Origin of the sequence: Streptomyces sp. NBC_01433, assembly GCF_026340105.1 — a bacterium.
In the GTDB taxonomy this organism is placed as follows: domain Bacteria; phylum Actinomycetota; class Actinomycetes; order Streptomycetales; family Streptomycetaceae; genus Streptomyces.
The window spans coordinates 1383494-1397982 of sequence record NZ_JAPEPM010000002.1; the positions used below are offsets into that span (position 1 = coordinate 1383494).

Here is a 14489-nt window from a genome sequence, read left to right on the forward strand (position 1 = left end):
CGGGCGCGGTCCGGCGAGGACCTGGCGCGTCGGCTACAGGCCGATGAAGGTCCAGGTGGCGGTCCCGGTGGTCTGGGTCAGTCCGGGTGCGGAGAAGCAGGCGGTCACGTTCGTGTTGGGTTCGATGTCGATGTTGTTGAGGTCGGCGCCCGCGTACCGGCCGGAGACGATCTCGCCGTCGTAGGTTCCGACCAGCTGTCCGGCGGCGTTGGTCGCCACGGTGGAGGACCAGTCCCAGGTGGAGGTGGTGTTGTCGTTCCAGGTGAGGATCTCGGTGCCGCTGCCGGACTGGATCGGGGAGATGCAGGAGGCGGTGTAGCTGCCGGTGAAGGAGGCGGTGAAGGAGTTCAGTCCGCTGATCTTGCCCAGGCCCGTACAGCCGTGGCCCTCGTCGGTGCCGCTGGTGGACACCGTCTGGGAGAACGTCCGCAGTCCGGGGCTGTAGTTGGTGGTGTCACTGCCCACGCACTCGACGAGTATCAGGCTCTCGGCGGAGGCCGGTTGTGCGTGGGCGGACTGGGCGGCGACGGCGGGAAGGATGAACACGATCGCGGACAGGGCTGCCCGAGGGGACTTGCGCATGCTGCACCATTTCGTGGAGCGGGCCGGACCTGGCTGAATCCGGATCGCAGCAGCGACGCTACGCACACGGGCAGCCGTCGGGGAAGGGAGCGCGCAGGGCTCATGCCGCGCCGGGCGGGTCCGCCCCGCCCGCTCCCTCACTAGGGGTATCGCACGCCCCCGCTGTCGGCCGTACCTGACCGACGAGCGGGAAGAGACCGTCCGGGCCCTCGCCGCGCATACGCGCTGAACGCCGCAACACCAGCCTCACCGCCCTCTTCGACGGCGCCCTGCCCGGCGGACACTGCCCGACCCGTACCCGCGCTCCGAGGCCGGCCCCGCCATGCCCCCGCACACATGCGACCGGGCATCAACGACACCGGGCAACCCAACCGTCCCACAAGCGCCAGTGAGGTGAACTCGGAGAAGGCCACCCCCAGGGCCTGTCAGCGCCGTCTCACCGAAAAGGATGCCGGACACAAGAAGAACTCCCAGCCCGGACGCAGTGCGGATGGAGCAGGGGTTCGCCGCCGATCATCCGGAGTGTCGTCGTGCCGAGGGCGGCGGCCTCGGAGATGACCCGGTGCCAGTCGGCGACGGTGAGCGTACTGCGGCCGCGTGTCGGTCCGGCCTGGGCGTAGCAGTGGGGGCAGCCGAGCTGGCATCGGGACGTCAGCTCGATGGACGGGAACCGTAACCGGGTGGGGCGGCGGTCGCGATCGTCATCATCCGAGCCTGGGTGGCCGCCTGTGCAACCGGTGGGTCTTTTGCCGGTACTGGTGCGGTCGCCCGGTTTCCGGCGGGCCGGGCGGTGGCCGCCGGGCCCGCGGGTCGTCCGGTGTGCCCGTGGATTCCGGCACCGGAGTCCACCACCCAGCCCCTTGCCCGGAGGCCGGCGAGCACCGCCTTGCGCGGCACCGGGACGTTCACCGGCTCCGGCCGCGCACGTGATCGCGCCCGTCCGCGCCTACCTCACCGCGCCTCCGCCGGCGAAGCCGCCCGCACGCTTCCACACCGGGGATCGGCGTGAGACCGGCGGTGAGCGTCGGTCGTCCTGGCCTTGGTGGTGGATCGCGCCCGCCCGGGCGTCCGGCGAAGCGATGAACTGACCGCTCCCCGGCACGCGGGGGAGCTCGCGCCCCCGGGGTGCTGCGTGCGCTCACCGCTCGTGGCTGCCTGCCTCGGGGCCCGGGCCCTACGGTGAGCGGGTCCGCCCGTACCGATGAGGCGAGTTCCGATCACCCCGCCCATGCCCGGAAAATCGAGCAGCCGGATGGGGAGTAGCGGCGTCTACGCTCGGGGAATGGACCGCTACGAGAAGACGGCGCATCCGGAGTGGTGGGCCAACCCATCCACCTGCCTGGCTCGAATCCTGCTCAGAGCGACGTCCACCGCCAACACGGGCGCGTGGGAAGCAGTGTTCTCGCCCCCTTTCGACCACGGCGTCGGCGAGAACCTGATACAGCTCATCGACGCGGACTCCTGCTTCATCCTTCGCTTCGACACCTCAGCCGTCGACGTCCAGGCAGAGGACTTCGACGGCGTCGATCGCCTTCGGCCGACCGTCATCCCTGAGCCGTAAAGCCGAGCAGCCCGACATGATCGGCCGGACAAGTCCTGATGGCGGATGCCTTGGCCGGTGCACCGCCCGGCATCCGCGCGCTGGGGTTCGTACCTCCGACCAGTCCTACGGCTCTGCGGCGGAGAAACGGACGAGTTCACGTCCCCGCACCGGTTCACCGAGGAGTTCCGCGTAGGAGCCCGCAGACGACTCCGGGGCCGAAGAGGAGACGGCGGATCTCCTGGAGATTGTGCGGGCACTCAAGGCGGCGCTGGGCATTGGTGACCAGCGGTTGGAAACGACCCGTCGGGACAAGGCGGAAGAGCGCGGAGGATCTTCCGGGCGGATCATCTGGGCCGGAATCCGCTGACGGGTGTGCCGGCCAGGGCCGATGGGCGGCACGTCGCACGTCCCACGCCGGTGCGAAGGGCGCGTGCCCGTTCGGCCGGTCGGCGTCGGTGATCCGGAATGCCGCTCCTGGCCGCCGACGGCCGGGACCGCGTCATGTGCGGTAAAACCGTACCGGGACGACGCCGAACCCGGGCCCCGGCAGCGGCCGTTGCCCCCGGAGTGTTCCGGCGAACGACAGTGGGTTCGTGCATACCAGGTGTGACTTCCCGTAGCCCGGGAGGGTGCGTCATGTCAACGGCATCGGGAGGGCCTGCGCCGCTGGATACGGGTGATGGGCAGTCGGCACGGCCGTAGGGCAGGCCCGCGTATGGGCGGGAGCCTGCGGCGGCGGCGTTGCCGGCCTGGCTGGCGGATCCGGATGCTCCTCGGCTGTGCGTGATCACGGGCAGCGCGGGATGCGGCAAGTCTGGGCTGCCGGCATGGCTGGTCGCGCGGTTCCCGGCCGGACACCGCGCCAGGTCGCAGGGGTGCATGCCGTCGTTCCGCTGGAGAACCTCGGAGTCCGAGGTGCGGTGTGGGAGCTTGCTCACCAGCCGGCGGTGGCGGCGAGCGCTCCGGGGACGCGGAACCAGCGGGGCAGGATCACCCCGCATCCCTCACCGGCTCCGCCACGGGGAGGAGCGGATCAGCCGTGGTGACGGGGGCGGCCGGGACGGTGGGGGTGTGGCGGGGCAGGGGGCGTGTCACCACACCGGTCAGCAGGGCGCGGGTGACATAGCCGAAGCGGCGGGAGTCGATGCTCAGGGGCCGGTTGTCGCCCAGGACCAGGTAGTGGCCGGGCGGCACGACCGCGCCCGGGGGGACGCCCAGCCGTTCGGCGAAGAGGGCCGGAACCGGGTCGCCCGGCCCGGCGGCGACCCGTTTGATGATCAGCCCCTCGTGCGTCAGCCCCGCCTCACGGGCGCCGGGAGGCGGTTCGAGGACGACGACATCACCCCGGGCCGGCCCGGACGTGCGGCGGCGCACGAGGACGCGGTCGCCGTCACGGAGGGCGGGCTCCATGCTGGGGCCGGTGACGGTGACGGCCAGCAGACGGGTCCGCAGCAGACGGCGGGCAAGGCGCACGATCACGGAGAACCTCCGCTCCCGGAGGCGGCGGCCACCACGTCGGCGGGCGGATGCGGCCCGGCAGCGGCGCCGGAGAGCGGCGGGGCGACCGCGGAAGGCCCCTCACCATGAGCGCCGCCGTCGCCGTCGGGCGCGTACCCGCTGGCCTGGAGGCTGAACAGCCGGGCGTACACCCCGGAACGGCGCATGAGGTCGGCATGCGGTCCCCGCTCGACGATCCGGCCGTCCTCCAGCACCACGATCGTGTCCGCGTCGCGCAGGGTGTTGAGGCGGTGCGAGATGAGCAGCCCCGTCCGGCCCGCGCGGTGGCACCGCAGTCGGCGGTGGATCTCGTACTCCGCCTCGGGGTCGAGACCGGAGCCGGGCTCGTCCAGGACCAGCAGGTCGGCGTCGTCCCGGATCAGGGAGCGGGCGAGGGCGAGCCGCTGCCACTGGCCGCCGGAGAGGACGATGCCGGTCGTGGCATCGTCCTTGTCCCGCTCGCTGAAGAAGATCCGGCTCAGCAGGGTGTCGTAGCCGTGGGGCAGTCCGGTCAGCCGGTCGTGGATTCCCGCGACGCGGGCGACCTGTTCCACCCGGTCGGGGTCCTGGAGCGCGGCGAGATCGCCCAGGGCGATGTTCTCGCGGGCCGTCAGGTCGTACTCCATGAAGTCCTGGAACGTCGCCCCCATCCGGCGTCGCAGCTCACGCGGGCACAGCTCGCGCAGGTCGACACCGTCCCAGAGGATCTGCCCCCGGCTGGGATCGTAGAACCGGCAGACCAGCTTCACCAGCGTGGACTTCCCGGCGCCGTTGAGGCCGACGAGGCCCACGGCCTGCCCGGCGGGCAGGACCAGATCGACGCCCCGGAGCACCCAGGGCTGGTCCTCGCCGTAACGGAACCACACATCACGGAACTCCACCGAGTGACGCAGCGGCGGAACGGGACGGGGGCGGGCGGGCACCGGCAGATCGGGCCCGGCACCGGTCACGGTGAGGAAGTGGCGGAACATCAGAAGGGCGTGGTGGCCCATGGCGAGTTCGCCGGCGAGACCGGCCAGGGCCGCCTGCACTGCGGGCAGGGCGGTGACCAGGACGGTCACCCCGCCGACCGTGATCTGCCCCGAGCGGGCGGCCGAGACCGCCCACAGCAGACCGGCCCCCGCGACCAGGGCCGAGAGCAGGGCGAGCCCCGCCTGGACGGCCAGCTCCTGACGGTCCATCCCCCGCTTCGCGGCGTCCGAGGTACGGCGCTCCGCGACCATCCGATCACCGAGGAATCGCCCCAGACCGAAGAGCCGGATCTCCTTCGCGGCCCGCAGATCCGTCAGGAGAGCGCTGTAGAACAGCTCCCGGCGCTCCACCGGGCCCACCGACCAGACGAGCGCGGCGCGCCGGCGGCTGAGCGCGATCTCGGCGCCGAGAACGAGGACGCCGGAGGCCAGGACCGCCGCCGCCATCCAGGGGCCGAGCAGGGCGAGCGCGCCGAGGAAGCCGGTGAGGGTCACCACGGCGCCGACGGTGCCGATGACACTGCCGACCGCGTCGACCGGGGCGGAGCCGCCGTACTGACGGGCCATCCGCAGCCGGTCCAGGAAGCGCGGGTTCTCGTACGGGCCGATACCGGTGAACCGGTCGACGGCGGTGTGCAGTTCGATCTGGGCGCGCAGCCCCACCGCCCGGCCGAGCTGGGCCCGCAGATACTGGAGGAACTGGGGTACGACGGCCACCGCGACACCGCAGCCGACCAGCAGCAGGACCGGACCGGTGAGCGAGCCGCCGGCGGAGGGGCCGGTGACCAGCCGGTCGATCACGGTCTTGAGGGTCCAGGCGGCGGCGACCGGGGCGGCGGACGCGGTCACGGTGAGCAGCAGCCAGCCCGTGAGCGTGGCGGGTGCCGCCCGGCGGGCGAGGCGGACCGCGGCGGCCATCACGGTGAGGAGCGGGGAGTTGTCGGGCTCGTCACCGGGTCCGCCGGCGGGACCGGTCACCGGGCGGCGGCGACGAGGGTACGGGGCCACCGGCCGACCTCGGTCACCACGAGACCGCCGTCGGGGCCGTGTCCCACCCGTACACAGCTGGGAAACGCCTTGGCGGCGAACGCCCGGGTCACCGGGCCGTCATGGGACTCCTGGACGGTGGGCACCACGGCGGCAAGAGCGGCGGCCATCGACGCGCCGGACGCGCCCGAGCCGTGCTCGTTTGAGCCGTGATCGTTTGAGCCGTGGTCGTTTGAGCCGTGGTCGTTTGAGCCGTGCGAGTCGCCCGAGTCGCCGACGACGACGGCGAGTACCCGCCGGGCCTCCTCGGGCCGGTCCGCGTAGCGGGCGGCGAAGCCGGGCAGCTTGTCGCGGCAGGGCGCGCAGGTCGGCGAGAAGAACGCGACGAGGGTTCCGTCGGCGAGATCCCGGTCGGTGACGGGGCTGTCGGGCGGGCCCGCGGTGAAGGAGGGGATCGGGGTGCCGACGGCCGCGATCCCGGACATGCCCTCGGGCATGCCGACGGCGGGCACCGGTGCGCGCTCCAGCAGGTCGGAGTGTTCACGCAGCCGTCGGACGACACCGACGGTGAGAACGAGGTTGACCAGGGCCAGGGCTCCGACGGCGAGGATGGCGACGGCGAGCGGATTCACGGGGCGGATTCCTTTCGGGGCAGGGGACGGAAGAGCGCGGCGAGGTCGTCGAGGGCCGTGACGAGCAGGCCGAGGACCGCACCCCCGAGAAGGGCGGTCAGCACCGCCACCGGGTCGCCCGCCATCGGGTCGCCCGCCTCCGGGGACCGCCCGGTGACGGCGACGGCGACGAGGCCGGTGACCGCCACCGCGAGCAGAACGGAGTTGCGTACGGCGTGGACGGCGCCGAGCGGGGTCGTCGTACGGCCGAAGCAGCGGCAGGGCACACGACTGCCCCTGCGGGCGGCGTCGGCGGCCAGCGCGGTGAATGCGGCGAGCAGCACGGCGGCGATCCCGAGCCCGGCGACGAGTACGGCCGGGGGTGCGAGAACGCCCGGCAGGGCGAGGGCGGGTACGAGGGCGGCCTCCGCGGTCACCACCAGCACGGCGAGGGTGCGGGCGGGCAGCGGGACGGAGAGCCGCCGGGCGGGCGGCAGGGAGCGCACGGTCCCGGTGAACTCCGCGAAGGCGGCCCGGCTCCGTACCTTGCCCGTGACCGAGCGCGTGAACACCAGCAGCAGACAGCCCCGGACCGCCCAGAGGGCGAGTTCCACGACGGTGTCCTTCCTGAGGGGGTGGCCCCGGGCGGGGGCGGCGGGAGAGTTCCCCCTCCCCCCGCCAGGGGCCGACGGGCTGGTCAGGCGGTGCAGTTGGCGCAGCGATAGCCCTGGAAGTAGCGGGTGCCGTCGGAACAGACCCGGTAGGTGGAGAGCGCCCTGAAGCCGGTCTCGTGGCACACCGGAATCATCGTCCGGGTGCACGATTCCTCGGTCCAGCACTGGACGGCGGCCGCCGCCTCCGCCCGGGGGACCAGGCGGTCGACCATCGCATCGGACAGCTTCCGGGACCACTTGCGCATGGGAGACCCTTTCGTCGAGGAGAGTTGGGTGAGTGACGGTGCCGGGGGTGGGTCAGCCGTTGCAGCGGGCGCAGCGGACGCCCCGGTAGGAGCGGCTGCCGTCGGCGCACACCTGGTAGATGAAGTAGCCCCAGCGGCCGGTGGAGCCGCAGAGCTGGAGCGGCCCCACCTGGCAGATCTCCTCGGTCCAGCACTGGGTGGCGGCGGCGGCCTCCGCCCGGGGGACCAGGCGGTCGACCAGGGAGTCGGAGAGGTTTTCGAACCACGCACGCATGAAAGGTCCTTCGGTTGGTGTTGTTGTGAGCGGCCGGCCCCGGGGCGGGCCGGCCGGCCGTCGCGGCGCTCGCGGCGGTGGCACGGGAAACGCGGCTGCCGTCGGCGCGGACGTGACGGGTCACGGCCGTCCGGAGGCCGGTACCGGGCCGTGCCGCGGAGCCGGTGCGCCCTGCCGGGCAGCGGGGGATTCCCCGTACCGGCGCCCGGTGGCGGCGGCCTCCGCCTGTGGGACCGGACGGCCGGTCAAAGAACCGGGCCGGTTCTGGAACCACATGCGCATGGACTTCCTCTGGGTGAGGGGACCTCGGTGTGCTCCCGGCCGGTTGCGTGGAAGCGTCTTCGGCCCCGTCAGCTTCCGGGGACGCCCTTGCACGAATCTTGAGCAAATCTGAAATCGGCGGCGGCCGGTGGGATGGCACTCAGCGGACGGACGGGACGCGTTGGACATCGGGTACGGAGTTCTCGGGGAGATCGAGGCACGGCGGGACGGATGCCGTATGGACCTGGGCCCGGCCCGGCAGCGGACCGTCCTGGCGGCGCTGCTGATGGACGCCGACCGGTTGGTGCCCCTGGAGGGGCTGGCGGAGCGGGTGTGGGGTGCCCGGCCGCCGCGTCAGGTCACCGCGGCGCTGCACAGCTATCTGTCACGGCTGCGGCGGGTGCTGGAGCGGCCCGCACAGGACTCCGCCGTATCTGAGGACGCCGGTACGGGGCGGTCCGCCATCGTGCGGCGGCCCGGCGGGTACACGGTGCTCGCCGGTCCGGGCACGGTGGACGCGCATCTCTTCCACGATCTGGTCGCGCGGGCGCGGGCCGCCGACGGCGACGGGGCGCTGGAGTTGTACGACCGGGCGCTCGCGCTGTGGCGGGGCGCGCCGTTCGCGGGGGTGGACACCCCATGGTTCAACGCGGTACGGGCCTCGCTGTCGGAGCAGCGGCACGCCTGTCGGCTGGACCGCAACGACCTGGCGCTGAGGCTGGGGTGTCACAGCACGCTCCTGCCGGAGCTTGGCGCCTGCCACGACGAGCACCCCTGGGACGAGCGGCTGGCCGCCCAGCTCATGGTCGCGCTGTGCCGGAGCGGGCGGGCGGCGGACGCGCTGCGCTGCTTCGAGCGGGTGCGGTGCGCGCTGGCGGAGGAACTGGGCAGTGATCCGGGGCTGGAGCTGCGGCGGCTGCATCAGCGGGTGCTGGCGGGCGATCCGGCGCTCGGGCCGGCCGGGCGGTCGGCCGCCGTCCCGGTGACCGGTCCCGCCCCGGTCACCGGGACGGCGGGCTTCCTCACGGTGACCAGCTCCCCCGCGGTGTCCGGCTCCTCCGCCGGGGCGGACTCCCTCACCGAGCCGGACCCCCGCACGCCCCCGGACGGGCCGCGCACCGGCGCGGTGCCGCATCAGCTTCCTCCCGCGACACGGTGCTTCACCGGGCGTACGGCTGAACTCGCCCTCCTGGAACAGGCACTGGGCCAGTCGCCGGACGAGACGGCGGACCGGGTGCCCGGCGGCGGTCCCGGCGCGGGGCCGGTGTGTGTCATCAGCGGCGGCGCGGGGGTCGGCAAGACCTCGGTGGCACTGCACTGGGCGCACCGGAACACCCGCCGCTTCCCCGACGGCCAGCTGTACGTGGATCTGCGTGGGTTCTCCCGCTCGGGCGCTCCGCTGGCGCCCACCGCGGCACTCCGGCTGCTCCTGTGCGGTCTCGGTGTGGACCCGGGGGCGGTCCCGGCCGGTCAGGAGGCGCTCGCCGGGCTGTACCGGAGCGTGATCGCGGACCGCCGGGTGCTGATCGTGCTGGACGACGCCGCGGATGCCGAGCAGGTGGCGGCGCTGCTGCCGGCGAGCGCCGGGGCCGCCGTGCTGGTCACCAGCCGCCGCCGGCTGACCGGGCTCGCCGTCACCCAGGGGGCGCGAACGGTGTCGCTGTCCACGCTGTCCGGGGCGGACTCCCGGGAACTGCTCGGGCACCGGCTGGGCGAGGCGCGGCCGGCGGCCGAGCCGAAGTCGACGGCGGCCCTCCTGGAGCAGTGCGCGGGTCTGCCGCTGGCGCTCGCCGTGGTCGCGGCGCGGGCGGCGGCCCGGCCCGGCTTTCCGCTGGCGGCCCTCGCCGAGGAACTGCGGGACGAGGCGGGGCGGCTGACCGCGCTGGGCTCGGATGATCCGTCGGCGGATGTCCGGACGGCGCTGCGTCTGTCGTACCGGGCGCTGGGCGGTGCCGCGGCCGGGGCGTTCCGGCTGCTGTCGGCGGTGCCGGGGCCGGACATCGGGCTGGGCGCCGCGGGGAGTCTGCTGGGCTGTTCCCCAGCGTCGGCGCGGGCGCTGCTGCGAGAGCTGGAGGCGGTCCATCTGGTGGAGCAGCACCGGCCCGGCCGGTTTCGGGTGAACGCGCTGGTGCGGCTGTACTCGGCCGAGCTGCGGGAGGCGGAACCGTTCGAGCGGGCGCTGCGGCGGGTGCTGGACCACTATCTGCACACGGCGCGGGTGGCCGATCAGCTGCTGGCCCCGTACCCGTATCCGCCGGTGTGGCTGGGGCCACCGCTGCCGGGAGTGATTCCGCAGCGGCCCGCGGACCGGCGCGCGGCGGGGGCATGGTTCCGTACCGAGTGGGCGTGTCTCGCGGGGGCTCGGCGGGTGGCGGAGCAGCGGAGGTGGGACGTGGTGGTGTGGCAGCTGGCCCTGGTGCTGGACGGCTTTCAGTCGCGGCGGGGACGGGCGTACGGGTCCGGGACGGTATGGCCCGGGGGTACGGCGGCGGCCGGGGCGGTTGGGAGCGAGCTGCCCGGCGGAGCGCGTCGCCGGGCGGTCCACAGCCGTCGCCCGGGGTACGCCCCGGTGGAGACCCGGCCCCTGCGGGGCCGGGACGACGGTGCGGGGCGGGTACCGGCGAGGGGCGCGCCGCCGTGCCTGGCGTAGGTGGATGATGCTGTTGGGGAAGAGGAAGCACGGGCCACGGTCGGCCGACGCCCCCCGAATCCCCGGACGTTGAGCCGAGCCCCCCGCCCGCGCGGGGGTGGTGCCCCGAAGTTGTCGGGGGGGGGCGTGCTGCCACGCGCGTGGTCCCCGCACCACGAGCCGCTCCAGCATGCGCCCACGCACGGGCAACCACTCAGCAAGAGTCCGAGGCGAACCGACTGTCCCACCAACGCCAATGGGATGAACCGGCCGAACGACGCCGTCGGGCTCCGCCGTCGGGCCTTTGTCGAACAAGATCCCGAACACACGAAAAACTCCCAGCCCGGACGAATCCGTGCTGGGAGTTATGTAAAGCCAACCTGAGCAGTTGTGTGAACTACCCCTGGTGTCCGAGGGGGACTTGAACTCTCCACTCGGGCACCAGCCCATTCGTCAGCTGACCTGCGGAAACATGCCCCTGAGTGCTCAGTCTTGACGGCCTGGGTTGGTCATGCGTATCCCCTGTTTCGGGCTGCTTCGGAGCGCTGTTGGTCATGCGTTGGTCACGTGACCAACCTTGCTGGCGCACTATCGAGCACCCGCCAACGTGTTCGTACGCCCTTGACGATCTGGACTCTGCACCGCGAAGCTCGTGCAAGTTGGCGTAAGCCACTCGACACCGGAGGCAGTCATGGCACTACGGTTCATCGGGATTGATCCAGACACCGGTCAGCAGGGTTCCCCCACCGTTTGGGTGGACGAAGAGAAGAGGGAACTCGTGCTCCAGGGCTGGAAGCCAGACGAGAAGCTAGAGGCAGAGTGCGCAGCGTTCGAGGCTCCCGGACACGCGCCGGGCATCCCGGCGCACGAAGCCGTAATTCGGATTCCGGCCCGCATGGTGCCGATGCTCAGGGAGGCATGTGATGTCGCAGAACGAGCCGGGCTTTGACGAGCTGCTGGCAGCTGCCAAGCACTCGGCCGTGCACCTGGAGATGCGCGACTCGTACGGGGTGGGCGATGAAGCCGAGGACTTCGAGAACTGGAAGCGCACGGGGCAACGCGACGTGGACCCCGCCTCCGCGTACTGGACGCCTTGGGTTGATTTGATTCGGGGCACAGTGGCGAGAGGCGTTACGGTCCGACGCGCACGCGTCGTCTCCGAACCGGTCACCGACTACATCCGTTACGAGCACGCTGGCACCGTGGTCAATGTCCAGGCCGGGGAACAGGTTCGCTGGCTGCCCAGGCGGCAGGCATCGGACATCGCCCTGCCCGGCAACGACTGCTGGGTCTTCGACGGTGAGACCGTGCTTTTCAACCACTTCTCAGGTGATGGCAACTGGTCCCAACCGGGCTGGGAGTTTCGCCCCGAAGCGGACGTCGCCCGGTTGGCATCGGCGGCGTTCGAGGCGGTGTGGGAGCGGGGCATCCCGCACGAGAAGTACTCGGTCTGACCTAGCGAAACGCTGAAGAGCCATTCATGTCCGCATCTCCCTCGTCCAGCGCTCAGGCCGCCCGCGAAGTCCTTGCTGCTCGCCTCGGAGAGCTACGCAAAGACGCGGAGTTGACCGGGCACGATTTGGCCCTTCGGTGTGGCTGGAGCCCTGCGAAGTCGTCACGCATCGAGCGAGCCAAGACGCCCGCATCTGATGCCGATATCCGCGCCTGGTGCAAAGCATGCGGCGCGGAAGACCAAACCGCTGATCTCGTCGCAGCGAACCGCCAGGCCGATCAAATGTACGTCCACTGGAAAAAGCTCCACCGTCACGGAATGCGCCGGGCACAGGAGGAAGTAGTTCCCCTGTACCAGGGGACCCGACACTTTCGCGTGTACTGCTCGAACGTCGTGCCCGGCATGCTCCAGACTGAGGCGTACGCGGCGGCCTTGCTCTCCACAATCGCCGCCTTGCAAGGCACCCCCGACGACTCGCCCGATGCCGCCGCCTCACGCGTCGAACGTTCGCAGGTCCTCCACGAAGGTGGCCACCGGTTCGCGCTGCTCATGGAAGAAACCGTGCTCCGCTACCGCATCGGTGACGCAGATGCGATGGCTGGCCAGCTGGGCTACCTGCTCGCCGTGATGGCTCTTCCGAACGTGAGCCTGGGCATCATCCCGTTCGCCGCCGAGCGGCGCGTGTGGCCCCTGGAAGCGTTCTACTTGTTCGACGACCACCGCGCGAGTGTCGAACTTCTGACGGCTGCTGTAAACGTATCGGCTCCAAGCGAGATCAACGTCTACGCCAAAGCGTTCTCCCGACTGGCAGAAATGGCCGTGTACGGCTCTGATGCCCGCATCCTCATCACAGACGCGATTAGCTCGCTCCAGTGATTCGTGTGCAAGCTGATGCAAGAACGTGGACCGGCTGCTCCCGTCCTCCCTACCGTCCATGACATAACGCAGTCATGGGAGAGGGCGGGCGATGGCGAGTGACAGCAGAGCACAGGGAACCGAAGCGGGCGGCCACGCCAGCGGCGGATCAGCCCGACAGTTCCTCTCCCGTCTTTCCAGGACGCGCGGTGTCGACGGTGTGCTCCTGGTAGGTAAGTCCGACCCTGGGCCGGAGGGAGCGGACCTCAGTCCGGGTTCGCCGTTTCGCTGGCCGAAGTGTGAATGCGGCAGCCCGAAGTGCCCGGATTACCAGGCCCACCCGCAAGCGACTCAGGAGGAACTGAGCGCCAGGGTTGCCGAGGTCAACAGGCGGAGCCGTAGGGGTGGGCTGTGAGCGTCAGAACGGTCATGCGGTACGTGAAGCACCGGATCACTGAGCACCCAGACACGGACGTGACGTTCGAGGCCGAGTGCCTGGACTGCAAGTGGAAGGCGGCGCCTTCCACCTGATGGGGGCGTTCTTTGGTTCGTTCGAGCGGTTCAGAGGAGCGCTCGGAAGGGGTTGGGATCGGCGAGCGGTTCCGGCCTCTTCACCGGTTCACGCTCCGGGGCCTGCGCGGGGGCCGGGCGGTAGGCGTCCATCTGTACGACCGTGGCACGGTTCCAATCACGCTCGGCCGGCGTCGACTGCGGAGCGGTATTCGGCTGCCCCGCGTGACGGGAATCGTCACCGCGGAGTGCGAAAACGGTCTTCGGTCGACCGGCCTTTCCTTCCCGCTCCACCGTGACGACGACTTCGGGCAGTTCCTTGACTTCGGCTGCCGACGCTCCGACGTACGGGAGTACCTGAGAGGACGTGGCGCGTCCTCCGTGCATCGCGATCCGGGCCCGCACCTTGTCCTCAAGGCTGAGCGGCTGACGCTTCACCTTCGGAGAGGTAGCCCCCTTGGTGATCCGAACGACGTCCTGGACGGAACGGCGAACCAGGGTGAAGGCGGCCGACAGTATCTCTTCCGTGACCGTCTCAGAGCACTCAGATGCTGCCAGGCAGGCCGCGACCCTGAGCGTCTGCTCTGCCGTCCGTTCGATGAACACTGCCTGCCCTTCGGGCAGGGTCTCACCCAGGATGCGGGCGTACCGGCGGACGATTCGCCACAGGGGGCGGGCATCCTCGGAGAGGGTGATCACGCGGGGGCGTTCGGTGGCCCATCCGTATGCGTCGGAGAGTTCCCGGCCGTCGAGTGCGGGCAGGCTCACGCGGTCGTCATCGAGCATGGGAACGGAGCCGAGCAGGAAGGGCAGGATGCGGTTGTACGAGCCTCCGGCCGCTTCCGACTCGCCCACGTACTTGGTCCAGTCGGAGGGGGTGACGTGGCAGTGCAGGACCATGGCGGGGTCGCGTACTTCCTGCGCTTCCTGCTTGGTGGTGTTGCGGAGGGTGGCCCCGTCCCAGGCCGCGCGGAGCTTGGTGGTGAACGAGGGATCACACTTGACCCTGCGGAGCACTTCCGACCATTCCTCTTCCACCACCAGGGCTCGGACGTCACGCCCGTGCTCCGTTTCTGCCGTGGCCTCCTGCTGCTCCCACAAGTGGTTGACCATGCTTGCGCCAGAGGTGATCCCGGATGTGGAGTGAGTAGCGATGAAGCGGCCCACGGACTTGTCCAGGACGTGATGCGCTGCCCGCAGCGCGGTCCCCTTGCCCCCGCCGGTTCCGGCGACCAGGGCCGACCACAGCAGCACGGGGCGGGAGTTGCCACGGGACGATACCTTGACCGTTCCGCCGATGGCGGCCGACCACATCGACAGGGCGGCGACGTATACCCCCAGGTCATCCGTTTCCAGGAACGGGGAGATCTTGCGGACGGACCGGCCGACGGGACCGT

14 protein-coding genes are annotated in these 14489 nt (G+C 71.3%); 5 read left to right on the forward strand and 9 right to left on the reverse strand.

Translation table 11 applies throughout. The features are described from left to right. Positions 1 to 33: 33 nt before the first annotated feature. Positions 34 to 582 (reverse strand): hypothetical protein, encoded by a 549-nt coding sequence (locus OG413_RS33650; RefSeq protein ID WP_266812190.1) that lies wholly within the window; start codon positions 580 to 582, stop codon positions 34 to 36. Between the two features lie 436 nt (positions 583 to 1018). After that, positions 1019 to 1513 (reverse strand): radical SAM protein, encoded by a 495-nt coding sequence (locus OG413_RS46985; RefSeq protein WP_323137983.1) that lies wholly within the window; start codon positions 1511 to 1513, stop codon positions 1019 to 1021. Positions 1514 to 1864: 351 nt separating this feature from the next. On the opposite strand from OG413_RS46985, the gene OG413_RS33655 reads away from it, so the two are divergent. Beyond that, the gene (locus OG413_RS33655; RefSeq protein ID WP_266812191.1) at positions 1865 to 2143 is read left to right on the forward strand and encodes a hypothetical protein; all 279 of its coding nucleotides are present in this window, start codon (positions 1865 to 1867) and stop codon (positions 2141 to 2143) included. A gap of 972 nt (positions 2144 to 3115) precedes the next feature. On the opposite strand, the gene OG413_RS33660 is transcribed toward OG413_RS33655, so the two are convergent. The 6 genes from OG413_RS33660 to OG413_RS33685 form a co-directional block, all read right to left on the reverse strand. Beyond that, complete coding sequence (locus OG413_RS33660; protein ID WP_266812193.1) at positions 3116 to 3604, reverse strand: S26 family signal peptidase; 489 nt, start codon at positions 3602 to 3604, stop codon at positions 3116 to 3118. Next, positions 3601 to 5601 (reverse strand): ABC transporter ATP-binding protein, encoded by a 2001-nt coding sequence (locus tag OG413_RS33665; RefSeq protein WP_266812194.1) that lies wholly within the window; start codon positions 5599 to 5601, stop codon positions 3601 to 3603. The genes OG413_RS33660 and OG413_RS33665 overlap by 4 nt, the downstream gene beginning before the upstream one ends. Continuing rightward, a complete protein-coding gene (locus tag OG413_RS33670) occupies positions 5568 to 6212 on the reverse strand; it encodes a hypothetical protein (RefSeq protein WP_266812195.1) in 645 nt (214 codons plus the stop codon). Before OG413_RS33670 ends, OG413_RS33665 begins: the two co-directional genes overlap by 34 nt. After that, entirely contained in the window at positions 6209 to 6805 is a 597-nt protein-coding gene (locus OG413_RS33675; protein ID WP_266812196.1) for a MauE/DoxX family redox-associated membrane protein, read from the reverse strand. Before OG413_RS33675 ends, OG413_RS33670 begins: the two co-directional genes overlap by 4 nt. A gap of 83 nt (positions 6806 to 6888) precedes the next feature. Then, positions 6889 to 7110: a hypothetical protein gene (locus OG413_RS33680; RefSeq protein ID WP_266812197.1), complete on the reverse strand. Its 222-nt coding sequence runs from the start codon at positions 7108 to 7110 to the stop codon at positions 6889 to 6891. Between the two features lie 52 nt (positions 7111 to 7162). Then, the gene (locus tag OG413_RS33685; protein WP_266812198.1) at positions 7163 to 7384 is read right to left on the reverse strand and encodes a hypothetical protein; all 222 of its coding nucleotides are present in this window, start codon (positions 7382 to 7384) and stop codon (positions 7163 to 7165) included. Between the two features lie 499 nt (positions 7385 to 7883). Between OG413_RS33685 and OG413_RS33690 the strand changes: the two genes are divergently transcribed. From OG413_RS33690 to OG413_RS33705, 4 genes are all read left to right on the forward strand, one after another. Beyond that, entirely contained in the window at positions 7884 to 10295 is a 2412-nt protein-coding gene (locus OG413_RS33690; RefSeq protein ID WP_266812200.1) for an AfsR/SARP family transcriptional regulator, read from the forward strand. Positions 10296 to 10965: 670 nt separating this feature from the next. Continuing rightward, entirely contained in the window at positions 10966 to 11223 is a 258-nt protein-coding gene (locus OG413_RS33695; RefSeq protein ID WP_251070196.1) for a hypothetical protein, read from the forward strand. Further along, positions 11198 to 11728, forward strand: a complete 531-nt coding sequence (locus tag OG413_RS33700) for a DUF6879 family protein (protein WP_266812202.1) — start codon at positions 11198 to 11200, stop codon at positions 11726 to 11728. Before OG413_RS33695 ends, OG413_RS33700 begins: the two co-directional genes overlap by 26 nt. Before the next feature lie 26 nt (positions 11729 to 11754). Further along, positions 11755 to 12603, forward strand: coding sequence for a helix-turn-helix transcriptional regulator (locus tag OG413_RS33705; RefSeq protein WP_266812204.1), 849 nt, complete (start codon positions 11755 to 11757; stop codon positions 12601 to 12603). Positions 12604 to 13143: 540 nt separating this feature from the next. Here the strand turns inward: OG413_RS33705 and OG413_RS33710 are convergent. After that, positions 13144 to 14346: a DUF3987 domain-containing protein gene (locus OG413_RS33710; protein WP_266812205.1), complete on the reverse strand. Its 1203-nt coding sequence runs from the start codon at positions 14344 to 14346 to the stop codon at positions 13144 to 13146. Between the last annotated feature and the right edge of the window lie 143 nt (positions 14347 to 14489).